The following is a 24,614-nucleotide window of genomic DNA, read 5'->3' as shown; positions in this document are numbered from 1 at the left end:
GAAATAATAATATAAATTATTCTCTATCTCCAGCTACAGCCCCAAAAATTTGTAATAGAGTTACAAATATGTTAAATAAAGAAACATAAATATTTACAGTAGCTAAGATGTAGTTAGTTTCCTCACCTCTTACAATAGCATTTGTTTGCCACAAGATAAAACCACCAGATATAAATGCAAATACTAGTGATATAATTAAAGCCAAAGCAGGAAGTTGTAGGAATATATTAATAATTAAAGCTACTAACGCTACAATAGCACCTATAGCACAGAATGAACCGAATCTGTTAAAATTTCTCGCAGTATTCATTGCAACTACAGATAAACCAAGGAAGATAAGACCTGTAGTTCCAAATGCCATCATGATTAGTTCAGCACCATTTTTAAACATAGTAAGATACATATTTAGTATAGGGCCTAATGAATAACCTAAAAGACCTGTTAGAGCAAAAGTTAAAACTATGCCCCATGGTGAATTTTTAGTGGCATTAATACTAAATAGTAAACCAATGTAAACTACTAGCATTAGTAATGGATTCATTATTGTTGTGCCTGTACTCATCGCTATAAATGCTGTAAAAGCACTAAATAATAGTGTCATAGATAGCAACCAATATGTGTTTCTAAGAACTTTGTTTGCTCTTAGCATAGACTCTTGAGAGAGTGAGTCTATTACACGAGTGTTATTTTCAAAGTTATTCATTTTTTCTCCTTTAAATTTGTTGTATAGTTAATAAAAGTTCCCTAGCAAATAAATTATAACATAATTGTATAATGTTAGATATGGGGCTAAAGATAAATTTACAAGAAAATTATTAATAAACTAATAGAAATATCATACAAGAAATATACAAATACTAGCGATGAGAATATTAAATATAGTAGTGTTGTAGTGATAATTTCATTTTTGCCACCTGCAAGTATTTTGCCAAGAGAGAAATATATTGGCACAATCAAAATATTTAAAACCAAAGCTAAAATTGTAGCAATCATAAGGATTATATTGATGATTAGGATATTATTTGTAAATATTGCTATCATTAAGATAAACACTCGGATAGCTTCGATATACAGCATCGTTTTGATGATATGTGAGTTTGTGATTGACTCAATACGCAGAGTTATAAATTTAAACCTCCAACCAAAATACATTATTATGCATAATAAATAGCCAGTTAATAAAAATAAAAAAGTACTAATCGCAGAATTTAGGTATTTTGGATTTACTATATGTTCGTATCTGAGAAAACTAAGATAAAAGACCTTATTTATAACTATAAGTGCTAGACTGAAGTAGATATATTTTAAGAGATTTTTACCATTTTCTTTGTTATTAGAAACCGTAAGAATATGTAAGTATATCAGTGATATAGGTAGAATAACCAAGTTTAAACTGTTAAAAACATTTAGGTTAACAAGCAAATAAAAAAGTATAAAAGCAAATATAAAGAAAATAAAAAGTACCCCATAAAAGCTTAAGTTGACTCTTTCTGTTTGACTTGTTAATGAGGTATTAAGCTTATAACTATTCTTAAGGAAAAATAATAGTAAAAAGATTACTATAAAAAGGTAGAGAATCTTAAAATGGTACATACTTTTAAGAAGTAAAAAGTAAATAATAATTCCAGCAGCAATTCCAAGTAAAGAACTTGAATATACACCAATAAAGCCATATATTCTGCGAATATCTGTCTTGAGGTAAAAAGCACTTAAGTTAAAAAGTAAATTAACAATAACTATTGCAAGGCCAACCCATAATACGGCATAACTAAATAAAACCATATTGTGAATAAAAGATAGAATAATCGCTACTATAATAAACTGTAGACCGTGAATAATTGACTTAGTTGAGCCAAAAATATAGTTGCTAATACATCCAAAAATCCCAGCAAAAAATATTACAAAAAGATGGTCATTACGATTATAGAAGAAGTTAATATTACTATAGTCATTTTTTATAGTCATAAAAGGAGCGATACATAAACATAAGCAAAAAGTTATAAAGGCTATGATATGTAAACCTTTAGGTTGCTTAAAGTTAATATTTACTTTTGAGATCTTTGTAGAATTTCTCATTATATAAGTGCTAACTCTTGTAGTTTGGTTAAATAGTTTTGTTCATCTGGGAGAGTGTTATATTTTTGTGATTTCCACATCTTCTCTGCAAGATAGTCTATCATAATATGATGTACTTTATGTTCATCATTATCGTATTTGTTTAGAAGTTGCCGATAAACATTAGTTATGCCAAGTGGATTGTTGGTTTGGACTTGTTCAATAATTGCTAAATGTAGACTTATATGCAAGAAAGGATTTATTTGCCCAATTTCTGGTGAGTAGTCTTTGTCAATATTATCAAGAGTAATCTGTTTATGATACTCTTGATGTAACTCTATGATCCTAGCTATTTGCTCTTCTAAAGTAGTCAAAGGCTTGTTATTGATAAACTTATCCCAGCTATCGATAAAAATCTTGCGTAATTGGTATCTATCTTTAGAGAGAATCATCGATATTTTTCCTTATCTTTAAATTCACAATAGTCATAAATTATACAATTACGACATTTAGGTCTCTGGGCTGTACAGATGTAGCGACCATGCAATATTATCCAATGGTGAGCATCATGTAGATACTCTTTAGGAATGACACGCAGAAGTTTTTTTTCAACGTCATTAATATTTTTACCATTAGCTAATGGGATACGATTTGCAAGCCTAAAAATATGTGTATCAACCGCTATCGTAGGTTGTCCAAAAGCTGTATTAAGAACTACATTTGCAGTTTTCCTGCCTACACCAGCTAAAGATATCAGATCATTAAAATTATTTGGTACTGTACTATCAAACTTTTCAATCAAATCTTTACATGTTGCTATGACATTTTTAGCTTTGGTTTTGTAAAGTCCAATAGATTTTATATACTCAGCTAATTTTTGCTCACCTAAAGCGTATATTTGTTCCGGAGTGTTAGCAACCTTGAACAATATTTTGGTAGCTTTATTGACACCTATATCAGTTGCTTGAGCTGATAAAATTACTGCGATTAGAAGTTCAAAATTAGATGTATATTCAAGCTCTGTTGTTGGTTTTGGGTCATTTTTTTTCCATGTTTCAAAAATTTGGATTCTTTTTTGCTTATTCATTGGTTGGTAAAGATTTCTTTTTATTTCTAAACTTAGCTAATGAAGCAGCTATATAGGCTTTTTTGTCAATTTCTTCGGCAGAGGAGATATTTTTATAAACTTCTCTTTGTTTAGCCTTCGTTTGACTTACTCTTTGCTTATGATAATCGTATCTATCACGATAGTGATTTTTTTGATTTGTATAGACATTATCACTTAGATTATTAGGTTGTTTATCAGCAGCTAAATCTACTAAAGATATACAGTTCATTGGGCATGGTTCTACACATAGCTCACAGCCTGTACATTCTGCTTCAATTATAGTGTGCATGAACTTTTTTGCGCCTACTATAGCATCAACAGGACATGCAAGTAAGCATTTCTCACAACCAATACACATTGATTCATTAATCTTTGCAATAGCTCGTGGTTTTTCTTGTCCTAGTGAACTATCTAAAGCTATTTCAGGTTTATTTAAAAGTTTTGATAGCTCTTTTAAAATTTTCTCTCCACCTGTGATACATTTATTATGCTTTTCGCCATTTATAATAGCTTTAGCATAACTATAACAGTCAGGGTAAGCACATTTTTGGCATTGTGTTTGTGGTAATACTTTATCAATTGCTTCTATAGATATAACCATTTTAGTATAATTCTATGTTTGTTTTACTTTCAATATTTTTTATATAGTTGGTAATATTTGTTGGTATTTCAAGCAAATCTCTAGCCATTGTTAGGATGAAAAATATTGGAAGAATATTTATATCATCCCAAGAAAACTTCTCACCATTTATAAAAGGGGTTTTTATCAAAGGATCAATTTTTACAAGTATTTGGTTTATTGCTCTGATCGAGTCATAAGGAGGATTTTTAAGTAAAGCATCAAAATCACCAATATATTGTTTTTTACTTATAAAATATTCTTTAGCGCTTTGCGTTGGGAAGTCACATTCATTACGTGGGTGATGAGGAATTCGTGGATATACAATTCTGCGGTAATGTGGTGCTAGTTCAACAATACAATCTTTGACAAAGCTATCAATAGTTGATTCTGCAATCTCAAAATTTTGGGTCTTGGCAATAAACTTACATATTTCATCACTTTCTTTGATAAAAGTGCCATCATTTTTTTCTAAAAAAGGTACTTGTTTTGAGCCAATTCTATCGATATGAGCTTTTTCATTATCATTTGCTAAGGTTATCATTTGATAGTCTAAATTACTTAAATCAGCAACTAGTCTTACTTTTATACAGTAAGGGCAATGGTGATACAGATATATTTTCATAATTGTTTATTTATTACATTTATATTTTTCTTAATTATATCATTTATTGAGATTAGATAAACTTGAGGTAATCAGATACTACGTTTAAAAATACAAAATTTGCTAATTTTGTTTTTTTCAGAAAAGACATTAGTATAAAACTTATTATCTTTTGGAAATATTATGTTTAAAGATCTAAAAACAAAGCAAAGCTTTACAATTGCAGCAATTACACTCTGAGGCAGTTCGCAACTTATAGTTTCAACACTATTTAATTCTTCATCTAACAAAGTTTGTTATATATTTATGGTATTGGCTTCTCTGAGAACTGTGCCTATCTATTTCATGGTATATATAAAGCCATGAATTATACAATTATATATACTTGGTGGTGTGCTTTTAATATAGGATATATCCAATGTTTCTAAGGTTTGATATACTATATCAATTTGCAGTAGGAGTATGTATTAGCAGCTGCAGGTTTGTTTCATAATGTACTATGGATACTTTAGTAGATAATGATGGTACTGTAAATAGTAATTTATATCACATTCTCAGTTTTAATTTATTTCAGAGTTGTTTGTAAGAGCAATGTTAATTGGTGTATATTGTGATAGTAAGAATATAGGCTTTGCTATGGGAGCATGGTATATATCTATCTCTATGACTAACTCTATCACAGGACTATTAAACTAAGTAGTTGCTTTCCCAAAAGATGGAATGAGGCTTTTAGAAAGCGCTAGTATGTGTCAGAGTTATTTTTTTGATACTAGTGTAAGTTTATGTTAATAGGATTTTTAGTACTGATATTGGCATACTTTAAAATGAGATGTATGATAATTTAGGAATATATATTTTTTGTTTAGAAATTAGCTTAATGAAGGTGCATTAAAGTTTCTTTTAGCAGCTTCTTGATCTAGTAGATATAAGCAATTGTTTTTGACAATTTTGATTTTATAATCATATCGCTAACGGTTACTTCTTCTTCGACTTGTTCATCGATAAAATTAATTAGTAAAGCTGCCAAGGCCAAGATCTGTAGTATAACCAGCTATAGCTAAATAAGTATTTTCTGACTCTAACTCGTACTGATAATTTAAAGCATCTAATAATCTTTTTGATATGTAATATGTCTTACTTGTTTTTTTATGTATGTATTTATTTATTAAAAATCTAAATGTTTTTAAAAGTATATGCAAATTTATAATATTTAAAAATTATTTTATAATCGTAATAACTAGCTGATAACTTAGGAATAGAGATAATCTTTAACTAATTATTTATAAATAGGCGTTAATCATTTATAATGTATGGAAATTATAGCTTAAGTGAATACGCTAAAAATATTATGAAAGGAATATCTAGTATAAAAGTAAAAGTCGAAAGTGGCAGTAAATATACTACAGATCATGGTTTCCATGCTGTCAAAGATGGCATCATAAATAAGAAAGATAATGCTGTACATGTGCGTAAACCAGATTGGTTGAAGGTGCAAAAACAAGATTCTAAAGAATATCTAAAAGTTAAGTCTATAACAAAAAAACATAAACTATCAACAGTTTGTGAAGAGGCAAGATGCCCAAATATCAATGAATGTTGGTCACATGGTACAGTAACAATTATGCTAATGGGAAGTGTATGTACTAGAGCTTGTAAATTTTGTTCTGTAGATACAGGTAATCCAAAAGGTTGGTTAGATAAAGATGAGCCTATGAATGCTGCAGTGAGTGTTAAGCTTATGGGGCTTGAATATGTCGTACTAACATCGGTAGATCGTGATGATGTAGAGGATGGCGGTGCTGAGCATTATGCAGCAACTGTTACGGCTATTAAAAATCTTAATGAGAATATCAAAGTAGAAGCATTGACCCCAGATTTTGCTGGTATTAAAGAAAATATTGATAAAATAATAAATACAAAAGTAGATGTAATTGCACAAAATATCGAAACTGTAGAGCGTTTAACTCATGCGGTACGTGATCCACGTGCAGGGTATTGGCAAACATTAAACTTCTTAAAATATGTTAAACAAAAATCGCCAAATGTGTTTACCAAAACTAGTATTATGGTAGGTTTAGGAGAGGCTAATGAGGAAATATACAAGACTATGGATGACGCGCGAAGTGTAGGAGTTGATATAATCACGCTAGGACAATATATGCAGCCTACAAAGCATCATTTAAGTGTTGAGAGATTTGTGACACCACAACAATTCGAAGAGTACCGCAAAGTAGGTCTCGAAAAAGGTTTCCTAGAAGTAGCATCAGGACCTATGGTAAGATCAAGTTATAGAGCTGATAGAGTTTTCAAAAGAAATAATTTAGATTTGTAACATCAAAAAATATGTAAAGGGAATAAAATGGCAAAAGTAGCGGTAGTATTATCCGGATGTGGTTATCTTGATGGTTCAGAAATATATGAAACTGTATTAACAATATTAGCATTAGAGAAACAAGGTGTAGAATGGCAGGGTGTTGCGCTAAATACAGATCAAAAGCAGGTGATTAATCATTTGCATCAGTCTGTAGATAGCAAAGCATCAGCACGTAATATTCTTGAAGAATCAGCACGCATTACCAGAGGTAATGTTATCGATATAGCTGATGCAGATAGCGATGATTATGATGCTGTAATCTTCCCAGGTGGTTTTGGCGCGGCGAAAAATATTATGGATTTTGCTTTTGTTGGTGATGATAGCTATCAAATGGATGAAGAAGTTTTAAAATTTGCACGAGCATTTTATCTAGCTGATAAACCTGCTGGTTATATATGTATAGCACCATTGATGATACCTTTGGTATATCGAGAAGGTACAAAAGCTACTGTTGGTACAGATGAAAATATCACAGCTATACTAGCAAAAAAAGGTGCTGAAGCTATAATTATGGATGCTAAGGATATTTGTATTGATGAGAGTGTAAAAGTTGTGTCAACCCCAGCATATATGTGTGCAAGAAATATCTTAGAGGCAGCTCAAGGAATTGAAAAATTAGTAGAAAAAGTAGTTAGTTATATTTAGAGAAAAGGTGCAAAAATGGCAGGTCACAGTAAATGGGCTAATATTAAGCATAAAAAGGCAAAAGAAGATGCAAAACGTAGTAAAATCTTCACAAAGATAATTAGAGAAATAATTGTTGCTGCAAGATTAGGTGGTGGTGATAAAGATGCTAATCCACGTTTAAGAGCTGCAATAACAACTGCTCTAGCAAATAATATGAGTAAAGACACTATCGAAAGAGCTGTAGTAAAAGGTGCAGGTGGTGATGAAAGTGGAAATGTAGAAGAAGTTCGTTATGAAGGTTATGGTCCTGGTGGTGTAGCAATTATTGTTGACTGTATGACTGATAACCGTAATCGTACTGTTAGTGAGGTGCGTCATGCATTTACGAAAAGTGGTGGTAATCTTGGTACAGATGGTTCGGTTGCATATATGTTTACTAAAAGAGGAATCATCTCATTTTCACCTGGTGTAGATGAGGATATATTGATGGAGGTTGCTTTGGAAGCTGGTGCAGAAGATATAATCACTCATGAAGATGGTAGTATAGATGTATACATAGATCCACATGATTTTTCTGATATACAAGAGGCTTTAATCGAAAATGGTTTTAATTCTGAAAGTGCTGAAGTTACTTTTGATGCTGAGACAAAAGTAGAATTAGATGTAGAAACCGCAGAGAAAGTTATGGCACTTATTGATAAGCTAGAAGATTTAGATGATGTACAAAATGTTTATTCAAATGTTAACTTTACTCAAGAGCTAATCAAGCAACTTGGTTAGACTTTTTTATTCGACTATCATTATTGATAGTTTTCTAATTGTTATTAAGCTATAGTAAAATCTTGTAGTCATAGGGTGATAATAAGTATTAAATGGTTATTTTAGGAATAGATCCAGGCTCAAGGATAACAGGTTTCGGAGTCATAAAAGTCCAAGATAATAAAATCTATTATGTCGCAAGTGGCTGTATTCGTATTACAGAAACAACTATGGCAAGAAGACTCAAGCAGATTGCTAATAGTATAACACAGATTATAAATATATATGCACCGACTGAGGCTGCTATTGAACAAATATTTATGTTTCATAATCCTATGGGAGCTATTAAACTAGGACAAGCTAGAGGGGTGGCTATGTGTACGCTAGCAATTAATAATCTAGAGGTTAGCGAATATTCAGCCAAACAAATAAAACAAGCTGTAGTAGGTACAGGAGGAGCTGCTAAATCACAAGTTCAGCATATGATACAGTCTTTGTTAGGTTTGAGCAAAAAGCCTCCAGAAGATGCAGCAGATGCTTTAGCAATAGCAATATGTCATTATCATAGTAGTAAATCATTGGCAAAAATCTCTGGAGCGAGCCGAGTTTCTCAAAAGAGAATTAAATAAAATATCAAAAAAATATTTGTCTAAGTTTGATGTCAAACCTATAATAGCTTTATCATAAAAAAATAACAGTATTAATTTTATATGGGCACAAGGTATTATATTCGAGCTTGTACAATATGGCTTATCGGCGCTACATTTTTCTTTTATGAATTTTTTCTAAGGGTGTTGCCAAATTCACTCCATCAAGATATAGTTGATAGTTTTCATGCGACAGCTTTTAGTTTTTCATTGTTTGGTGGAGCTTTTTACCTATGCTATTCATTATTACAAGTGCCAGTAGGCTTTTTATTTGATAAGTATGGTATAAAAAAATCATTATTTTTTGCTACTATCACTTGTGCTTTAGGAGCATTACTTTTTTCACTAACATCTAGCTTATATGTGGCTGTTTTTGCAAGATGCCTAATGGGTATCGGTGCTGCTTTTGGTTTCTTAGGTTTATTAATAATATCAACACAATGGTTCCCGATGAGGTATATGGGTATTTTATCTGGATCTACACAAATCTTAGGGACTTTAGGGCCTATTTTAGCTGGCGGTCCATTACTATTTCTTGTAAATTATTTGGATAGTTGGAGATTAGTAATATTAATATCAGCTATCGTAGGAATTTTTCTAGCAGCATTAATTCTGGTTTTTGTTAAAGAGGGTGCTAAAACTGTAGAAACTTTGAGCAAACAAGAATTAAATGAGATAAAAAGTAATCTTTTAAATAAAAAATTAATTACTATATATTTCTATGCTTTCTTTATTTACTGTTCTATACCTACATTAGGAGCTATTTGGGGAGTTAGCTTATTAGAAACTAAGGGGCTTAGTATCACTCAAGCTTCTTATTCTATGGCTTTTTTGTGGTTAGGTCTTGGTATTGGAAGTCCTTTTTTTGGTCTAATGTATGATAAGTTTAAAGATAAGATAAATATGCTATTTGTGGTTTCTTTACTAGGATTTATCTGTGTTTGTTCATTGTTATTTTTACATTTAAATCAAATAATAAGTATGATTTTATTATTATTGATTGGTTGTGCTGCTGCTGGTCAGACACTTTCATTTACGGTGATAGCAAACTACATGGAACGAAAGCCTAAATCTATATTTTTTGGTATAAATAACACTGTAGTAATGTTTTCAGGGTTTATCGTGCCGATTATTGTTGGGGTATTAGTTAATAGTTTTAATTTAGATATTTCGCTAGCTCTTTCAATTCTTCCTATCGCTTTTCTAGTAGCACTTATAGTAAGCTTAAAATTATAAACAGTTCAGAGCAACTAAGGAATATTATTGATGATAAGTTTTATAAAAGGTGTATTGATAGAGAAAGATCCAACATCTTTACTTATTGATGTAAATGGTATTGGTTATGAGGTTTTTGTACCGATGACAACATTTTATACATTAGGTGATATTGATAGTCAGGTTAGTCTTTATACACATTTTGTAGTTCGTGAAGATGCTCAGCAGCTCTATGGATTTAAATCAAAAGTTGATAAGAAAGTTTTTCAAGAGTTAATTAAAGTCAATGGTATAGGATCTAGAACAGCTATTGCTATTTTATCTGGGATGGATTCAAAAAAGCTATTACATTGTATCGAAAATAAAGATTACGCTTTATTAGCTACAGTTCCTGGTATTGGTAAGAAAACAGCAGAGCGTCTGGTTGTAGAAATTTACGATAAATTATTGAAAATGGCTAATGAGATTTATGCTCAATCTTTAGGTTCTACTACAGCTAATCTAGATTCACAAGCACAACAAACACCAACACCTACAGTCTTAGCAAACTCAATATTTAACGAATCTGTTGATGCATTGTTAGCCTTGGGTTATAAGCAAAAAGATGCTGAGAAAATGGCTCTCTATGCTATGTGTGATACAACTACAGCTGCGGAAGTAATTCGTAAAGCTTTACAAGGGTCAATAAGATCAAAGAGATAATCTAAAAAAATAATAATAACTAGAGTGGAATGTTAAATAGCTCATTTGAGAAGATAAAAAATATAAACGTACTAACACAAGTATATGATCATTGTAAACTTATGGCCTTTATCATCATAACATCTGGGTATTTATTATTTGCATATTTGAAGTTTGATGATATTATTTTTAGTAAGGAGATATAGCTTTCTAATCATTTATATACTACTGATAAGTAACTTTGATACATCATATAACTCATTTACTACAAATATGTTCACTTTAGCAATAGCGTGTTGCATAGTCTTGATTTCAAGAGAAGAGGTATTACTATTAAGAGATAAAAGTAAAATATTATATTCAGCTTATGCATATTTCTTATACTTTTATATTTGTTATTACTTTAGTTTTGGTTTCTATTTATGATTTTCTACTCTTTATTATCTTTACTTTTAGTAAAAAAACTACTTATGTTTGAAGAATAAAATTAATAATAAGTGAATTTTAATTTATATATGATTGAGGATTTAAATTAATGATAGTTGTAATTGGATTAATTAGTATTTTTGTAATAGTTATATTTGTAATTCTTTTTATATTGCTTAAAAAAAAATCTGTACAAGTTGATAATATCTGTCAAGCATTTGAGCAATATAAAAACTCTACACAAGAGGAGCTAGTATCACTAAGAAGTAAAGAAGTTACATTTGATATACTACTAAATCAAGAAAAACAAAAGAATACAGAATTAAAGCATGATAGCGCACAACGCATAGATGAACTAAAACTAGAGTTAAAATTAGAGAGAAATAAAGCTTATAACTATATTGAGGAGATAAAAAATTATAAATCACAAATAGCAACACTTGAAACTCAACTTAAAGAGCAAAATAATGCTCTAAGAGAAAAAATAGAATTATTACAAAATAGTGAAACAAAGCTCAAATCTGAGTTTGAAAATTTAGCTAATAAAATTTTTGAAGATAGTTCAAAAAAACTCTCTGAACGAAATCAAGAAAGTTTAAATAGTATCTTAAATCCTGTCAAAGAGCAATTAAGAGATTTTAAACAAAAAGTTGAAGATGTTTATGATAAAGAATCTAACGCCAGAAATGCACTACAAAATGAGCTAAAAACTCTTAAAGAACTTAATCAAAAAATGACCACAGAGGCACATAATCTCACAAATGCCCTGAGAAGTAGTACTAAAAAGCAAGGTATATGGGGTGAGATGGTACTTAAAAATGTTCTTGAAAAATCAGGGCTTAGAGAAGGTTTTGAGTATTTTATAGAGAAGCATACTACAGATGATGAGGGTAAAGTATATCGACCTGATGTCGTTGTCAAACTACCTGATAATCGTGATATTATCATAGATGCTAAGACTTCATTATTTGCTTATAATGACTATATGGCGGCTGATGATGATTACAAACATTCTCTCCTAAAAGCTCATATTAGATCAATCAGAGAACATATTAAAGGGTTAGCCAATAAAAACTATGAAAATCTAAAAGGTATAAATTCATTAGATTTCATATTTATGTTTATACCAGTAGAGGGAGCTTTATTACTTGCTCTTGATAATGACACAAGCTTATATGATGAGGCATTTAAGCAAAAGATAATTCTTGTTAGTCCAACTACGTTACTAGTCGCGCTTCGTGCTGTTGAAAATACTTGGCGATATGAAAAACAAGCTCAAAGTATCACAGATATATATACTAGGTTAGAAGAGATATATAAAAAATTTGTTAATTTTGTTGAAGATTTAGAAAAAGTAGGTAAGTCTATAAATGACGCTAATAAGTCTTGCGAAAATGCTTTTAATAAACTAAAAACTGGTCGTGGTAATCTAATAGGACAAGTTGAAAAACTGAAGCTAGTTTCAAATATAAAACCAAAAAAAGAGCTTGATAATAGTTTAGTTGAGAATGCAATGATTGATAGCTAAATCATATTTATATTAGTTAAGCTATTAACTTTTAAAGTAGAATATGAGATGCAATTTTTTTTTAAAAACTATATTTTTCCTTAGAATGATTTTGGCAATATTCTTAGAATGATTTTGGCAATATTTATAACAGTCGTAGGATAAAAATTTTCGCCTTTTACATATTATTATAACTATTTTAGTTATTATTCAGATTATTGATAGTAATTTTGTACATATTCATTATAGTTTGAGTTGGGAAGCTTATGTACATATCTCTGTGGTGGTGTGCTTATCGCTGTTTTTTTGCTATTTGCAGCATTCTAGAAAAGAGGTATTCACTATTAATTAATTATTATTTATTTAATTATCATTAATCTCTTAAATAAAACTTATATGAGCTAGTAAAACTAAGATTGCAAAATGCAAGAAGTTGAAGTATAATGTAAATTGTTCAAGGTTTTTGTTTATTAGCTTTGAATATATGTAGTACATAGATACTTACGCAGATTTATTATTAGTTTAAAAGATTAGCGTTTATGAGTGGAAGTTTATATTAAGATTTTTTTATTGCTAACGGCTTCAAGAAATCATCAATATTACGATGACTATTCTATAGGATTTCTAAGTTTTTAAGTTTTTTCTATTTATTAATAGCATAGTGATTATTTCTACCAATCTTTGTAACTGTTAGATAAGCTGTCTCTATTAGGTTACTTTAAATATTTAGGACCGCTCTTTAAGTGATCCCAACCTTGATAGCCATATCTCTAATAGTGATTTGGGTCACTATTGATGAGACATAACACATGAGAATGATATTGTTAAGAAAACCCAACTTTGTTGTTTTTTTAGGTATTATGTATCATTTAAAAGTTTTATCTTATCTATCAATTATACTGGAGTATATAAGTAAAGATGAATGATGAAGTACGATTTGTAGTTCACCCTTAGCATTTAGTTTGAAATCCATTGTATAGTTTACTACTAATTTGTTGCCATTAGTTTGAGTTAAATGCTTTTTACCCATCATAACCAACCAATATTGTTTTAAACATATAGCCTACATTTTCAAACTCTAATAGATATTGCCCATAGGTCCAGTATTATCTCCAGGATATCTATCATTGCCTGCAACAAAATAAGATACTGCATTCTCTATAAGTTCTTCTAAACATTTTTTAGAAGCAAAAGTTGGCTAAAAAGAATTCACGATTATCATAAGCTATAAGTTTTAGAAATCTTTAATAAATCATTTTTCCACTTAGCTAGTGTATTATCTATATCTTGTATAGTCATATTTTTCTCCTCTCTTAAACTATGAACTATGCAGTTTTTACCTATTTTAGAAAAAATTATAATTCTGATGTAAAAATGGTTATAGAACATTTTAGTTTACATCTATTTGGGCATATTAATTTAATAGAATGGCAAAGATTTATAGAAGAATGTAATCAAAATACTAACTTGAATCTTAAGCTTTCTGGATTTGATTTAAATAATGAAATATCCAACGTAGAGAAAGTACTAGACTTTGTTTTTGATAATATTTCATTTCATCAATTATGTTATGGTTCAAACTTTTCTATTTCAAATCATAATGATTGTTGATTAGTAAACTGCATACCACAATTCTAATGAATATGACATCATAGCATATTTACTATGTGTATGTACAATAGCATTAATATCCTTTCGAGCTTTATATGTTTCTAAATGATATTAGCAGCTTGCGGTATTACTTTATATCTATTATATTAAACATTTATCCGTTAGGTATTACTGTGACAATATTTTTCTTAGTAACCTGATAAAAGGTTACATTGTAGGTGTAATAATCATATCTCCATTTGGAAGCCTTGCTGATATATGTTGTAGCGAGTAAGTCATCTCAACCATAATAATGTATTAAATGATAACAAACTGCCAATTTTTTTCTGAATATTTTTTATGTAGATACATCTAAATAATTCACTTATAACGTTATATATTTAAAATTTTATCACTTAATTATAAATTTAATCTAGTTTTTAATTATTTTCATGTATAAAGATTATTTCTTCGATACAAAAATACTATCTTTGATATAGAATCTGTATGGCATATCTTTTGCTTTTGATATACCGATTCTTTGTGCCTGAACTATATCGTTGTCATTGATTAAATCATTATTATATATAAGATGAATAGGATTATTTATATCAAGTAATTTAATGCCATTATCTTTTAAAGTAATATTAAATGCCTGTGTTAATTTGGCTGGGCCTGAACATAAATCTGTTAGAATTTTTTTTGATCTATTAATCTGCATTTGTGCAATTCCAGCTATTGGCTCGAGTGCTCTTATAAGTACAGCCTCACCAATCCCCAAATCTGATGTCACAACATTGATACAGTAATGCATTCCATAGGTAAAGTATACATAACTAGTACCTGCTTGTACATACATCATTGAATTTCTTTTTGTTTTATTTTTATATGAGTGACAAGCTGGATCATTATACAAATACGCTTCGGTTTCAACTATTTTCCCTACTAATATTTTATTATTATATTTACTCACTAAAAAATGCCCTAGTAATTTTTTTGCAACATCAATAGTTTTAAGTTCAAGGATTGCTTCTAAATTATTCATAGGTTCCAAATTAATAACTTTTTATTATTATATATTTTAGCAAAATATAAAGATATTATATTGATTAAGCTGCAAGGATTATATAGTATCTAACGTATAAGTTAACTAATAAAGGTGTTATATGTCTAAATTATTAGTTGTCATTGATATGCAAAAAGGTTTTGATTGCCCTGAAGCTAGAGCTATAATCGTAAATCTCAATAAGTTTTATTCTTATTTCAATAATATTAATTTTGCAATGTTCGAAAATAGAAAAAATTCTCTTTTTGAAACTCAATTAAAATGGGTTGACTTTCAAAATGAAGAAGATAGAAAGCTGATTGATGGTGTAGAATTACCAGAAAATGTTCATTTTACCAATCATCATAACTATACGGTATACAATGACGAGCTTAAAGCCTTAATAAAAAAACTTAAACCAACAAAAATCTATCTTGCTGGATTGTTTTCAGATGTTTGTTTATTAAAAACAGCTATGGATATGTTCGATGATGGAATAGTACCTTATATTATCCAGGATCTAAGTGGGTCGCCACATGGTACTATTGCACATGATGTAGCATTTGCAGCTATGAAAGAAGGTTTAGGAGGTGACCGTATTCTAACAACTAATGATCTTAAATAATAATGTTACTTTAAGTTATTGAGCTGGTCTATGTTGAATAAAACTAAATCATCAAGTAGTGTCTTTCTAAGTTTTAATACCTAAATTATATTAAACAAAACCAGCGTAGTATTAAAAATTTGGTGAGCAGAAAATATTAGGTAGTGAGTGAGCCTAAAGCGCAAAATGTAAAAGAAGGTAGGCGCTAATTTATGCTTTATTGTAGATACTAATTTAAATGAGGTTATAAAATAATTATAGAAGAAATAGTAAATAGAATAGGAGATATTGGAAAGATAAGATCAATCTATGTTAGAAGATCATGATTTTAATTTAATCGAACTATTAAACTATTATTAGAAATACTATAGAATTCTAGTTTAAGTTTTTCTAAAGATATTGTATAGATTTTATCTAATTTTATTTACTAAAAGACTGTAAAAAAGTTATATAATGTATAATCAAAAATAAACAACCACTATATAATAAATAATTTAGAAAAAATTAATCATCTTAGTGTAATTTATTACATATATGCAGTATCATTATTCTAATTTCTTTTAGAATATAAAAATATGCATAACGAACCTCTAATTCCAATTTTTGTTTTTGTAATGCTAGGTATTCTAGTAGTTACAATTGTCTTAAAAAAAATAAAGCAGCCATATGTAGTTGCATATTTACTAACAGGGATATTACTAGGACCATATGGTTTGAAATTAATTCAAGATCAAGAAAATCTTGCGAGATTAGGTGAAATAGGTGTTATTTTATTATTATTCTTTGCAGGAATGGAGGTTTCGCCACGCAAGTTTGCTGAAAATTGGAAAGTTCCAACTATTGGGACAATATTGCAAATGCTTATAACAAGTCTAATTGTTTCTATAATTGGTCTAACGCTAGGATGGAGCCTTGCAAAAATATTACTTTTTGGTGCAGTTATTAGCTTAAGTAGTACTGCTGTAGTACTTAAATTATTAAATGATAGTGGTAGCATGAAAACTCGTTTAGGACAAAATGTCCTAGGGATTCTTCTAATCCAAGATTTAACAGTAGTGCCGATGCTTATTCTTGTAAGACTAATAGGTGGAGAGCAACCATCAATTAGTCAGATAGTAATTCAGATTGTGGGAGGTATTCTTGTAATATCTATAGCAGCAATTATGGCGGTGAAAAAGAATATTAAAATATCTTTTATTTCTGTATTGGGAAAAGATGAGGAAATGAGAGTTTTTGCTGCTTTAGTAATTTGTTTTGGGATGGCAGCACTTACTGAGTCATTAGAATTATCATCAGCCCTTGGAGCTTTTGTTGGAGGAATGATTGTTTCTACTCTTGAAGAGACAGAGTGGGTTGGTCATAGTCTTTCAACTGTTAAGACGATATTTATGGCATTATTTTTTATTTCGGTAGGTATGTTGATCGATTTAAAATTATTTTGGGATCATGTATATTTATTTGTTTCTCTTCTATTATTAGCTTATTTATTAAATACGACTATTAATGCGCTTATATTTAAAGCCTTAAGACAGAGAACTGAAGAGGCTTTGATAGGTGGAGCAATGTTATCGCAAATTGGAGAATTTAGCTTTGTACTGATTTCTATGGGTTATGTTTCTGGAATTTTAAGTGCGACAATGTATCAGTATTGTATTACATTAATATCTTTATCATTATTATTTAGCCCATTATGGATTAGTGGAGTTAATCTTTACATTAATAAATTTATCAAGAAGAGAACTCAGATCTAATTTCTTTGATAAGCTCTTGAGTATAGAATTGTTTAATCTTTTTTTTTACGTTCGACATATAATAAAAACTAGCTTGCACATTTATAATATTCTCTTTATCAGCTAAAGTTTTTACTTCAATATATGGTTTGAAATCATTAATACCACAATTCTTGAGTTTATTTTTACTAATAACTAAGCTTTTTTGAGAAATAACTACTAAAAAATATTTATCAGCAATGATTCTTTTGATTAATTGTTCAAGATTTTTGGTAATTTAGAGAGGATTTTTCTGCAGCTATAATCCAAGGTACTTTATGCAAAACAATATTTTCATCACTAGTAAAAGTCGTGATAATACTTGTAATTACTATAGTATTAGGAAATTTTAAGAGTTTTCTAGTTATTCTTTTATCACCATGTTCAATAGTTTCATATATTCTAAAATAAAATATTTTATATCGGTAACATATCCATGATAATTTTGTACTTGGATATAAATCACTTTCATAAAATAGGTTGCGCTAATTGATAATGATCCAGACAACAAAGTTCATAACAGTTTCTTTATTAACTATTATAAGACCAACGGCAACTAAACTTAACAGTAAATAGGTTAGCGATTCCACCAATCTAGATTTTTCTAAGAGCTAGTAAAAAAATAAATTATCCGCGATTTTAGTTTTTGATCTGTTTAGTCGATGTCGCGCGCTTTTTAAGTAAGTAAAAAGCTAAGCTTGCTATTATTAGTTATCAACATTATATTTAATAAACGTTGATGTTATGTAATATTGTTATCAATATCATGCTTAGTGATGATTTGAGATATTACTATTTTATAACCCAACTCTGCTAATAATGCTTATAGGTAGAATTCTTATAGCTATTGGATCAGAAGTGGCTTTTCATTGATACATTTAAAGTAGCACTGATGTTTGATCTAAGAGAGCATTTACAATTTCTGTTGGTCTTACAAATACTATAGAGGCTTTAGGTGAGATATTTGATCAGCTGTTTTGAGTTATTTTGTTATGCTGCATAGTTGGCAGTTGGCTTTAGTATTGATAGGATATTTTGGAGTGTTGTAATTATAGTATTATTAAATTATCCTACTACTAGTGTTAGTAATAGTAATAATTATAAGTTTAAATGTCAAAGCTTTGCTCAAAGTTTTAAATTACTCTTAAATAAAAAACTTTGGCTTTTAGTATATATGTCTGTCTAATAATTGGTATAGTAGTTTTTTTTATGATTTATATGATGTTTAATTTTTATAACAAGCTTATGGTTTATCACAGCATCTAGCAGCTAAAGTAAGTGTGATGATGATTAGTTGGAGGTCCATCCCATAGTTTTATTGCTATCTTATTTGATGAAAAAAATTGTATGGATGCTAGTTGCGATATTATTACTATTGGGCATTTTCAGTAGTGATAATTTTACTGTTATTTTAGTAGATAATTTATATATAATCTTTTTTGTGATTGTCTTGAGTGTATCGAGTATGCTTTTGGTGTTTTTAGTAGTTGAGGAAATATTTCCACCACAGATTAAAGCAACCACATTAGCTATAGTTAATATGGTTATAGGCTTGTGTGGAGCTATTTTTAGTGTCTATCTAAATGGTGGACCTTTGACTGAGGAGATAAATATGGATGTTTTTGATCGAACTTTTATATTAAGCACTATTATAATCTTTACTACTGTAGTAGAGAAATATAGAACTAGAGAAATTAGTCTTTATAGTTTAAGTATATCCTAAGATCTATATTAGATTTATCTAAAATATAACCTCTTTTGTTGAGCGACAGAAAGTTTCTTTAATCAAAAATATACTAATTAACATACCTAAAGCTATAAATCCTAGGAGGATACTTAGGATGGTTTGATAACTTGCAATTGTTGGATTTTTATCTTGATTTGATACTAAGTCAAAAATGCCACTAACTATTGGTGAGCCAATACTAACAGATAACATAATTAAGAAATTATTGACTCCAAGAGCAGCAGCTCTGCAGCTAGATTTAGATTGTTCAGCGATTATTGCAAAACCAATGCAATGCTTTGCCCACTTAGCACATATACCTAAGCAGATAAAAACTAAATAGAGTATGGCCTTGGTTGATTGTTAAAAATATTATTGTTAGTAAAGATATAAAATTTAGGCAAAGTGCAAAAATCATCACAGGTTTTCTTCTTTTTATAAGATAAGATATTGCACCTAAACTATGGTAGCTAATACCATATCCAAGCTAGAGTTATCAAATATGAGATAAATTTTGTATCAAAGACATTTAATTGTAAAAAACTTTTGGTAGCATTTTCTGATAAATATTCAATTGCTAAATAAGTTTTAGCTAAGAAAGTTGCAATTAACCAAACTTGTTTATTGGCGAATATACTTTTCATTTCAGTTAATAGTGACTTTGGTATTTGTAAAATGATAAATCTGTTTTTACCACAACTACTTGACTGATAATTATTTTAAACTACTAGTAGTTATATCAGCTAGAACAATACCAATAATTGCTAAGGAAATAAGTAAATAACGCCAGTCTATAACACTGATGGTGATTCTAGTGGTCCTGCAGCTAGCATCTGACCTAGCACACCTATAAACTGTGAAAATCCAAGACCCTATATGCTAATGTGGTAGCCAATCATAAACAGCAATAGCAGACATAAAAAGCAAAAAGAAGTGCCAAAGTCTATCATTATTCTATAAGATTAGTACAGCAGCAAAACAAGAAACCAACTACTAAAGCACAAATAAATATCCGCTAGTGTAAGTGCTTTTTTTAGTCATAGTTATTAGTAATTATATTAACAGGGATTTTGCAATACCTCCATAGGTGAGTTGATATACTGTCGAGCTTAAAATACTAAATGTTAAGACAGTTAAATCTAGGTCAGATATTATCTGGTGTTCAAATGTTCATAGTATTGTTCGAAGTAGGAACTCGTACATAAAAATACAGTACATGTAAACCATATAACTATAGCTAAAAAAGATGATCTATTATTTATCACTAAAATTTTCTTTTGTTATTTATTCACAATCTTCTATTTTTGCCTCTGCTTTCTTATCTTCTTGGAAAGATGAAACTTTAAATACTAGGTCGCCTTCTTTAATCATTGGATAATTATTTATACCGAGTATGATGCCATCAATTGGTGACTTTATATAAATATCGTCATCATTGCCAAATGGATCATATTAGCTTACCTATTTTCTGGCTTTCTTTAACCCTTGTACCAAGATCTATCTCTATTCTAAGTATCCCTGGTTTGTCAGAGACTGTCCATTCAGTATCTTCTGATACTAATGGTTTGACTTGTTGGATAAATTCTTGATCTTTAAATAAGTCTATTTTACGTATTACACTTTGTATTTCGGCAATACCGACATTAATAGCTTCTTCATTAATCACTAGCTTCATAACAGATAAAAGGAATATCTACATCTTGATGAATTCTACTAATACTAGATTGATTATATTTACTGTGGTAATTACCAGTGTTTGAAAAGCTATGGACATTTTCATAGACTCTTCATCTTCATTGTTGAAATATACTTGTGGGAGTATTTCGTGATTTATAGCCATAGTTTTTTTATAATCTCTTGGGTTATTACGCGTAACAGTGCCATATATGAACCATTCTCATTTCCTGGAAAAGCTTGCTCTAAGGTAAGGTTATGCTTGATACTATGCACTAAACAGAAGACATTTAGTACATGTATTACTACGATTGTACTTTAGTTGTTTATGGTTAGTTTTTTCTAAAATAGAGTTTATAATTTCGGTACTATTAAATTCATCATCATTAACCATGCTAAAAATAAATATACAAGGACACCTTCATTAATCTCATTAAGAATCTTTATTGGCAGATATATCAGCGCACAAGAATATTGAATTGGTAATGGCATAGCTAGAGTAGCTATTTCTACTATTTGAAAAGTATTGTCAAAAATTTTAAATTTCATAAATTTTTATATTAGAGTTAAATTATCTAATTTAAAGGTAATGACAGTATAACAATGCAAAATATTAATTCAAAAAGCGCTACAGCCTGAGTATTGTCTACATAAACCCTCTAAAATAATTGTCAAAATATTCTATTTAAGCTTTTTAAAAATTGAAAAAAACATTAGAATTAGTATTTTGTAGGGTGTGTGAATTTTAAAGGTTTATGAAATGTCAGAAGATTTGATGATTTTTAGTGGTAATGCCTCTAAAAAGCTTGCTAGTGAAGTAGCTAAAGAGCTAGGTGCAACTCTTGGTAATGCAACAGTTGGTAGGTTCAAAGATGGTGAAATACATGTTGTACTAAACGAGAATGTACGTGGTAAGGATGTTTTTGTAATTCAATCAACTTGCCCACCAGCTGATAATCTGATGGAGCTTATTCTATTGATAGATGCGCTTAAAAGATCATCTGCTGAGAGAGTAACAGCGGTTTTACCATATTTTGGTTATGCTAGACAAGATAGAAGATCAAAATCAGCAAGAGTACCAATATCTGCTAAAGTTGTAGCAAATCTTCTTCAAGCAGTTGGCTTAGATAGAATACTATCGGTAGATATCCATGCTGAGCAAATTCAAGGATTCTTTGATATACCATTTGATAATGCTTTTGCAACTAAAATATTTCTAGAATATGTGCGTAAAAATCAAGGAAAATATCAAAATATTAAAATAGTATCACCTGATATGGGTGGCGTGGTAAGAGCTAGATCTGTAGCAAAAAACTTAGGTGTTGAGATTGCTGTAGTTGATAAAAGAAGACCTAAACCAAATGTTGCCGAAATTATGAACATAATTGGTGAGGTTGATGGCAAACATTGTATACTAGTTGATGATATTATGGATACTGGCGGCACAATGTGTCAGGCGGCAAAAGCATTGATAGAGAAGAGTGGAGCTGCTAAAATAACGGCATTTTGCGTGCATCCATTACTCTCTGGCGATGCAATTAAAAATATCGAAAATTCCTCAATTGATGAGCTTATTGTTACTGATTCCATACCTCTTAAGCCTCATGCTGAGGCTTGTAGCAAAATTAAAGTTATAACATTAGCGCCATTACTTGCTCAAATTGTTGAGAAAACTAATGGTGAGGAATCAGTTAGTGATATTTTTCGTACTGATGGTTTAGTCGATTAATTACTTGCATTAATAAATATAATTTACTACAATACAACAGTTAATCTAGGGTCGCATAGATTGAGTTTATTTGTTTAAAATTAATAAGGAATCTAACAATGGCAAATTTTGTTCTTAAAGCTGAAAAAAGAGAAGACTTAGGTACTGGTGCGAGCCGCCGTCTAAGAAGGGCTGGTAAAATCCCAGCTGTTATATATGGTGGTGACAAAGAAGCGGTATCTATAGTACTTGATCATGATAAAGTTCTACACTCAACAGAAGACAAAGCGTTTTTCTCAAGTGAAATAACTTTAGATATCAATTGTAAACAAGAGAAAGTAATCATCAAAGCATTACAAAGACACCCATATAAAGTTAAGCTTATCCATGTTGACTTTATGAGAGTATAGTATATTTTATACTTATTATTTATTTCCCTATATATTTTTCTATTAAAAAAATCCTTGTGTTAAACTAGTAAATTATTTGTAACCATACATTTATTAAATGAGTACTTATACTGTAGTTATTATTATATTTATACTTATTTGTACATCTGCTTTTTTCTCAAGCTCTGAGACGGCAATGATGGCATTAAATAAATATAAAATTAAACATTTAGCTAAAAAAAATCATCGTGCTGCAAAGAGAAGTTTATCTTTAGTGTGCAATCCTGAGAGGTTATTGGTTGCTATTCTTATTGGTAATACTTTTGCAAATATCTTTGCTGGAACAGTTATTTCAGCATATTCTGAAGATCATTTTGGTGATATTGGACTGCTTATTTCAACTATTGTCGTGACTATTTTAGTTTTGGTTTTTGGTGAGATAATCCCTAAATCTTTTGCAGCTATTTATCCACAAAGGCTGGCTTTTCCTTTTTCTTTACCGTTAAAAATAATCATACTAATTTTATATCCAGCAGTAATATTTTTAAGTATGGTTTCAAAAGTAACATTAAAACTCTTTGGTGTCAAAATAGAGGCGGTCAATAATGAGTCTTTGGATAAAGAAGAGATTCAGACTGTTGTCAATGAATCAAATGCAAAACTTGGAGCTAAAAATAAAAATATGCTCTTGGGAGTTTTGGAGTTAGATAAAGTTTTAGTCCAAGAGGTAATGACCCATTTTAATAAGATTGAATATATTGATCTAAGTAATTCAATTGATAAAATTTTAGCCAGAATTACAAAGATGAGATCATTAAATATTATTTTGTGTGAGAATGGCGTAAATAATGTTATTGGAGTTATTAGATTAAAAGAGATAATTAACTTATTAATCTTATCAAAAAAAGATCAGATATCCAAAGCAGTATTACGTAAAATCTCCCAAGAAGCATATTTTATTCCTGAAACTGTCTCATTACAAACACAACTTATAAACTTTCAGCAAAAAAGTAAGAGCTTTGCAATTGTTGTTGATGAGTATGGCGATGTATGTGGCACAGTTACAATCGAAGATATTATGGAAGAGATAGTTGGTGAATTTTCTGATAGGTTTGATGTCAATAATAATATCCGTAAACTTGCAGATAATAGTTATCTGATAGGTGGTAGTGCTACTTTAAGAGAGATTAATCGTCATATAGGTATAGAATTTGAAAGTGAAGATGCTAAGACATTGTCTGGTCTTATAATTGAAGAGATAGAGAATTTACCATCTGGACCTTGTTGCATAAAATATAACAATACTCTATTAGAAATCATGAATATTAGAGATAATAAAATAGTCTCAATAAAGTTAACTATTATTTAGATTATTCCTTATGGCGTAGATTTTTAAAATTTATGGCAAGTTTAGCTGCTGTTATATTGAATTGTCTACTTTTAGATTTTTGTGATTTGTTATTTTTATAGAAGTATAACTATTGAGT

Annotated in this window: 22 protein-coding genes and 8 pseudogenes; 16 read left to right on the top strand and 14 right to left on the bottom strand. The window is 29.7% G+C overall.

The window, feature by feature from the left end; translation table 11 throughout:
* Nucleotides 1-16 precede the first annotated feature (16 nt).
* The 6 genes from FSC845_RS06480 to grxB form a co-directional block, all read right to left on the bottom strand.
* Nucleotides 17-703, bottom strand: a complete 687-nt coding sequence (locus tag FSC845_RS06480) for a Bax inhibitor-1/YccA family protein (RefSeq protein ID WP_064461201.1) — start codon at nt 701-703, stop codon at nt 17-19.
* Nucleotides 704-801: 98 nt separating this feature from the next.
* The gene (locus FSC845_RS06475) at nt 802-2,076 is read right to left on the bottom strand and encodes a hypothetical protein (RefSeq protein ID WP_064461200.1); all 1,275 of its coding nucleotides are present in this window, start codon (nt 2,074-2,076) and stop codon (nt 802-804) included.
* A complete protein-coding gene (locus FSC845_RS06470; RefSeq protein WP_064461199.1) occupies nt 2,076-2,507 on the bottom strand; it encodes a DUF1841 family protein in 432 nt (143 codons plus the stop codon). Before FSC845_RS06470 ends, FSC845_RS06475 begins: the two co-directional genes overlap by 1 nt.
* Nucleotides 2,504-3,142: an endonuclease III gene (gene nth / locus FSC845_RS06465; protein ID WP_064461198.1), complete on the bottom strand. Its 639-nt coding sequence runs from the start codon at nt 3,140-3,142 to the stop codon at nt 2,504-2,506. The genes FSC845_RS06470 and nth overlap by 4 nt, the downstream gene beginning before the upstream one ends.
* Nucleotides 3,135-3,764: an RnfABCDGE type electron transport complex subunit B gene (locus tag FSC845_RS06460; protein ID WP_064461197.1), complete on the bottom strand. Its 630-nt coding sequence runs from the start codon at nt 3,762-3,764 to the stop codon at nt 3,135-3,137. The genes nth and FSC845_RS06460 overlap by 8 nt, the downstream gene beginning before the upstream one ends.
* Before the next feature lies 1 nt (nt 3,765).
* Nucleotides 3,766-4,407: a glutaredoxin 2 gene (grxB, locus tag FSC845_RS06455; protein ID WP_064461196.1), complete on the bottom strand. Its 642-nt coding sequence runs from the start codon at nt 4,405-4,407 to the stop codon at nt 3,766-3,768.
* A gap of 354 nt (nt 4,408-4,761) precedes the next feature.
* Between grxB and FSC845_RS09810 the strand changes: the two are divergent.
* Nucleotides 4,762-5,259, top strand: a pseudogene (locus FSC845_RS09810) (peptide MFS transporter); the annotation flags it as partial.
* Here the strand turns inward: FSC845_RS09810 and FSC845_RS09175 are convergent.
* Nucleotides 5,256-5,510: pseudogene (locus tag FSC845_RS09175) on the bottom strand (hypothetical protein). The pseudogenes FSC845_RS09810 and FSC845_RS09175 overlap by 4 nt on opposite strands.
* A 224-nt stretch (nt 5,511-5,734) precedes the next feature.
* Here FSC845_RS09175 and lipA point away from each other — a divergent pair.
* The 7 genes from lipA (at nt 5,735) to rmuC (ending at nt 12,643) form a co-directional block, all read left to right on the top strand.
* Complete coding sequence (gene lipA, locus FSC845_RS06450; protein WP_064461752.1) at nt 5,735-6,718, top strand: lipoyl synthase; 984 nt, start codon at nt 5,735-5,737, stop codon at nt 6,716-6,718.
* A gap of 27 nt (nt 6,719-6,745) precedes the next feature.
* Nucleotides 6,746-7,405: an isoprenoid biosynthesis glyoxalase ElbB gene (elbB, locus tag FSC845_RS06445; protein ID WP_064461195.1), complete on the top strand. Its 660-nt coding sequence runs from the start codon at nt 6,746-6,748 to the stop codon at nt 7,403-7,405.
* Between the two features lie 15 nt (nt 7,406-7,420).
* Nucleotides 7,421-8,167: a YebC/PmpR family DNA-binding transcriptional regulator gene (locus FSC845_RS06440; RefSeq protein WP_064461194.1), complete on the top strand. Its 747-nt coding sequence runs from the start codon at nt 7,421-7,423 to the stop codon at nt 8,165-8,167.
* Between the two features lie 92 nt (nt 8,168-8,259).
* Nucleotides 8,260-8,775 carry a crossover junction endodeoxyribonuclease RuvC gene (gene ruvC, locus FSC845_RS06435; RefSeq protein ID WP_064461193.1) on the top strand — a complete coding sequence of 172 codons (516 nt, stop codon included), beginning with the start codon at nt 8,260-8,262 and terminating at the stop codon, nt 8,773-8,775.
* An 81-nt stretch (nt 8,776-8,856) separates the two neighbouring features.
* Complete coding sequence (locus tag FSC845_RS06430) at nt 8,857-10,029, top strand: MFS transporter (RefSeq protein ID WP_064461192.1); 1,173 nt, start codon at nt 8,857-8,859, stop codon at nt 10,027-10,029.
* Between the two features lie 30 nt (nt 10,030-10,059).
* On the top strand, nt 10,060-10,710 hold the full coding sequence (ruvA, locus tag FSC845_RS06425; RefSeq protein ID WP_064461191.1) for a Holliday junction branch migration protein RuvA: 651 nt from the start codon (nt 10,060-10,062) through the stop codon (nt 10,708-10,710).
* A gap of 514 nt (nt 10,711-11,224) precedes the next feature.
* Nucleotides 11,225-12,643 carry a DNA recombination protein RmuC gene (gene rmuC, locus FSC845_RS06420; RefSeq protein ID WP_064461190.1) on the top strand — a complete coding sequence of 473 codons (1,419 nt, stop codon included), beginning with the start codon at nt 11,225-11,227 and terminating at the stop codon, nt 12,641-12,643.
* Nucleotides 12,644-13,178: 535 nt separating this feature from the next.
* On the opposite strand, the pseudogene FSC845_RS09170 reads toward rmuC, so the two are convergent.
* Both FSC845_RS09170 and FSC845_RS08350 read right to left on the bottom strand, forming a co-directional pair.
* A pseudogene (locus tag FSC845_RS09170) lies at nt 13,179-13,474 on the bottom strand (ArsR family transcriptional regulator); the annotation flags it as partial.
* A gap of 31 nt (nt 13,475-13,505) precedes the next feature.
* The gene (locus FSC845_RS08350; RefSeq protein WP_193789263.1) at nt 13,506-13,652 is read right to left on the bottom strand and encodes a hypothetical protein; all 147 of its coding nucleotides are present in this window, start codon (nt 13,650-13,652) and stop codon (nt 13,506-13,508) included.
* A gap of 300 nt (nt 13,653-13,952) precedes the next feature.
* Here FSC845_RS08350 and FSC845_RS06410 point away from each other — a divergent pair.
* Nucleotides 13,953-14,233: pseudogene (locus FSC845_RS06410) on the top strand (amidohydrolase family protein); the annotation flags it as partial.
* Here FSC845_RS06410 and FSC845_RS07625 read toward each other — a convergent pair.
* Together FSC845_RS07625 and FSC845_RS06405 are read right to left on the bottom strand one after the other, a co-directional pair.
* Nucleotides 14,221-14,567 (bottom strand): annotated as a pseudogene (locus FSC845_RS07625) (class II aldolase/adducin family protein); the annotation flags it as partial. The pseudogenes FSC845_RS06410 and FSC845_RS07625 sit on opposite strands and share 13 nt — an antisense overlap.
* A gap of 108 nt (nt 14,568-14,675) precedes the next feature.
* Entirely contained in the window at nt 14,676-15,257 is a 582-nt protein-coding gene (locus FSC845_RS06405) for a DNA-3-methyladenine glycosylase (protein ID WP_064461188.1), read from the bottom strand.
* A 121-nt stretch (nt 15,258-15,378) separates the two neighbouring features.
* Between FSC845_RS06405 and FSC845_RS06400 the strand changes: the two genes are divergently transcribed.
* The gene (locus tag FSC845_RS06400) at nt 15,379-15,882 is read left to right on the top strand and encodes an isochorismatase family protein (protein WP_064461187.1); all 504 of its coding nucleotides are present in this window, start codon (nt 15,379-15,381) and stop codon (nt 15,880-15,882) included.
* Nucleotides 15,883-16,436: 554 nt separating this feature from the next.
* Nucleotides 16,437-17,612, top strand: coding sequence for a cation:proton antiporter (locus FSC845_RS06395; RefSeq protein ID WP_064461186.1), 1,176 nt, complete (start codon nt 16,437-16,439; stop codon nt 17,610-17,612).
* 318 nt (nt 17,613-17,930) lie between these two features.
* Here FSC845_RS06395 and FSC845_RS09805 read toward each other — a convergent pair.
* A pseudogene (locus FSC845_RS09805) lies at nt 17,931-18,351 on the bottom strand (mechanosensitive ion channel domain-containing protein).
* A 28-nt stretch (nt 18,352-18,379) separates the two neighbouring features.
* Here FSC845_RS09805 and FSC845_RS09800 point away from each other — a divergent pair.
* Nucleotides 18,380-19,353 (top strand): annotated as a pseudogene (locus FSC845_RS09800) (MFS transporter); the annotation flags it as partial.
* Nucleotides 19,354-19,528: 175 nt separating this feature from the next.
* On the top strand, nt 19,529-19,699 hold the full coding sequence (locus tag FSC845_RS09160; RefSeq protein ID WP_227806591.1) for a hypothetical protein: 171 nt from the start codon (nt 19,529-19,531) through the stop codon (nt 19,697-19,699).
* 127 nt (nt 19,700-19,826) lie between these two features.
* On the opposite strand, the gene FSC845_RS09155 is transcribed toward FSC845_RS09160, so the two are convergent.
* Together FSC845_RS09155 and FSC845_RS06375 are read right to left on the bottom strand one after the other, a co-directional pair.
* Nucleotides 19,827-20,000, bottom strand: a complete 174-nt coding sequence (locus FSC845_RS09155) for a hypothetical protein (RefSeq protein ID WP_236940286.1) — start codon at nt 19,998-20,000, stop codon at nt 19,827-19,829.
* A 640-nt stretch (nt 20,001-20,640) separates the two neighbouring features.
* Nucleotides 20,641-21,579: pseudogene (locus FSC845_RS06375) on the bottom strand (succinylglutamate desuccinylase/aspartoacylase family protein).
* Nucleotides 21,580-21,790: 211 nt separating this feature from the next.
* Between FSC845_RS06375 and FSC845_RS06370 the strand changes: the two are divergent.
* The 3 genes from FSC845_RS06370 (at nt 21,791) to FSC845_RS06360 (ending at nt 24,496) form a co-directional block, all read left to right on the top strand.
* Nucleotides 21,791-22,759, top strand: coding sequence for a ribose-phosphate pyrophosphokinase (locus FSC845_RS06370; RefSeq protein WP_064461183.1), 969 nt, complete (start codon nt 21,791-21,793; stop codon nt 22,757-22,759).
* A 98-nt stretch (nt 22,760-22,857) separates the two neighbouring features.
* Complete coding sequence (gene rplY, locus FSC845_RS06365) at nt 22,858-23,148, top strand: 50S ribosomal protein L25 (protein WP_064461182.1); 291 nt, start codon at nt 22,858-22,860, stop codon at nt 23,146-23,148.
* A 97-nt stretch (nt 23,149-23,245) separates the two neighbouring features.
* The gene (locus tag FSC845_RS06360) at nt 23,246-24,496 is read left to right on the top strand and encodes an HlyC/CorC family transporter (protein WP_064461181.1); all 1,251 of its coding nucleotides are present in this window, start codon (nt 23,246-23,248) and stop codon (nt 24,494-24,496) included.
* The last annotated feature ends 118 nt before the right edge of the window (nt 24,497-24,614 follow it).

This window comes from Francisella persica ATCC VR-331, assembly GCF_001653955.1.
Classification (GTDB): domain Bacteria; phylum Pseudomonadota; class Gammaproteobacteria; order Francisellales; family Francisellaceae; genus Francisella; species Francisella persica.
The sequence above is the reverse complement of the archived record's forward strand: the minus strand, read 5'-3'. Positions and strand labels throughout refer to the sequence as shown.

Excerpts from the sequence above, each read along its gene's own strand:
- FSC845_RS06430 (WP_064461192.1), top strand. The coding sequence starts at position 8,857 with ATGGGCACAAGGTATTATATTCGAGCTTGTACAATATGGCTTATCGGC.
- grxB (WP_064461196.1), bottom strand. The coding sequence starts at position 4,407 with ATGAAAATATATCTGTATCACCATTGCCCTTACTGTATAAAAGTAAGA.
- FSC845_RS09155 (WP_236940286.1), bottom strand. The coding sequence starts at position 20,000 with ATGAAAAGTATATTCGCCAATAAACAAGTTTGGTTAATTGCAACTTTC.
- FSC845_RS06395 (WP_064461186.1), top strand. The coding sequence starts at position 16,437 with ATGCATAACGAACCTCTAATTCCAATTTTTGTTTTTGTAATGCTAGGT.
- FSC845_RS06370 (WP_064461183.1), top strand. The coding sequence starts at position 21,791 with ATGTCAGAAGATTTGATGATTTTTAGTGGTAATGCCTCTAAAAAGCTT.
- FSC845_RS06475 (WP_064461200.1), bottom strand. The coding sequence starts at position 2,076 with ATGAGAAATTCTACAAAGATCTCAAAAGTAAATATTAACTTTAAGCAA.
- ruvA (WP_064461191.1), top strand. The coding sequence starts at position 10,060 with ATGATAAGTTTTATAAAAGGTGTATTGATAGAGAAAGATCCAACATCT.
- FSC845_RS06460 (WP_064461197.1), bottom strand. The coding sequence starts at position 3,764 with ATGGTTATATCTATAGAAGCAATTGATAAAGTATTACCACAAACACAA.
- FSC845_RS09160 (WP_227806591.1), top strand. The coding sequence starts at position 19,529 with ATGCCACTAACTATTGGTGAGCCAATACTAACAGATAACATAATTAAG.
- FSC845_RS06360 (WP_064461181.1), top strand. The coding sequence starts at position 23,246 with ATGAGTACTTATACTGTAGTTATTATTATATTTATACTTATTTGTACA.
- rmuC (WP_064461190.1), top strand. The coding sequence starts at position 11,225 with ATGATAGTTGTAATTGGATTAATTAGTATTTTTGTAATAGTTATATTT.
- FSC845_RS06405 (WP_064461188.1), bottom strand. The coding sequence starts at position 15,257 with ATGAATAATTTAGAAGCAATCCTTGAACTTAAAACTATTGATGTTGCA.
- FSC845_RS06480 (WP_064461201.1), bottom strand. The coding sequence starts at position 703 with ATGAATAACTTTGAAAATAACACTCGTGTAATAGACTCACTCTCTCAA.
- FSC845_RS06470 (WP_064461199.1), bottom strand. The coding sequence starts at position 2,507 with ATGATTCTCTCTAAAGATAGATACCAATTACGCAAGATTTTTATCGAT.
- FSC845_RS08350 (WP_193789263.1), bottom strand. The coding sequence starts at position 13,652 with ATGGGTAAAAAGCATTTAACTCAAACTAATGGCAACAAATTAGTAGTA.
- rplY (WP_064461182.1), top strand. The coding sequence starts at position 22,858 with ATGGCAAATTTTGTTCTTAAAGCTGAAAAAAGAGAAGACTTAGGTACT.
- nth (WP_064461198.1), bottom strand. The coding sequence starts at position 3,142 with ATGAATAAGCAAAAAAGAATCCAAATTTTTGAAACATGGAAAAAAAAT.
- lipA (WP_064461752.1), top strand. The coding sequence starts at position 5,735 with ATGAAAGGAATATCTAGTATAAAAGTAAAAGTCGAAAGTGGCAGTAAA.
- elbB (WP_064461195.1), top strand. The coding sequence starts at position 6,746 with ATGGCAAAAGTAGCGGTAGTATTATCCGGATGTGGTTATCTTGATGGT.
- ruvC (WP_064461193.1), top strand. The coding sequence starts at position 8,260 with ATGGTTATTTTAGGAATAGATCCAGGCTCAAGGATAACAGGTTTCGGA.
- FSC845_RS06400 (WP_064461187.1), top strand. The coding sequence starts at position 15,379 with ATGTCTAAATTATTAGTTGTCATTGATATGCAAAAAGGTTTTGATTGC.
- FSC845_RS06440 (WP_064461194.1), top strand. The coding sequence starts at position 7,421 with ATGGCAGGTCACAGTAAATGGGCTAATATTAAGCATAAAAAGGCAAAA.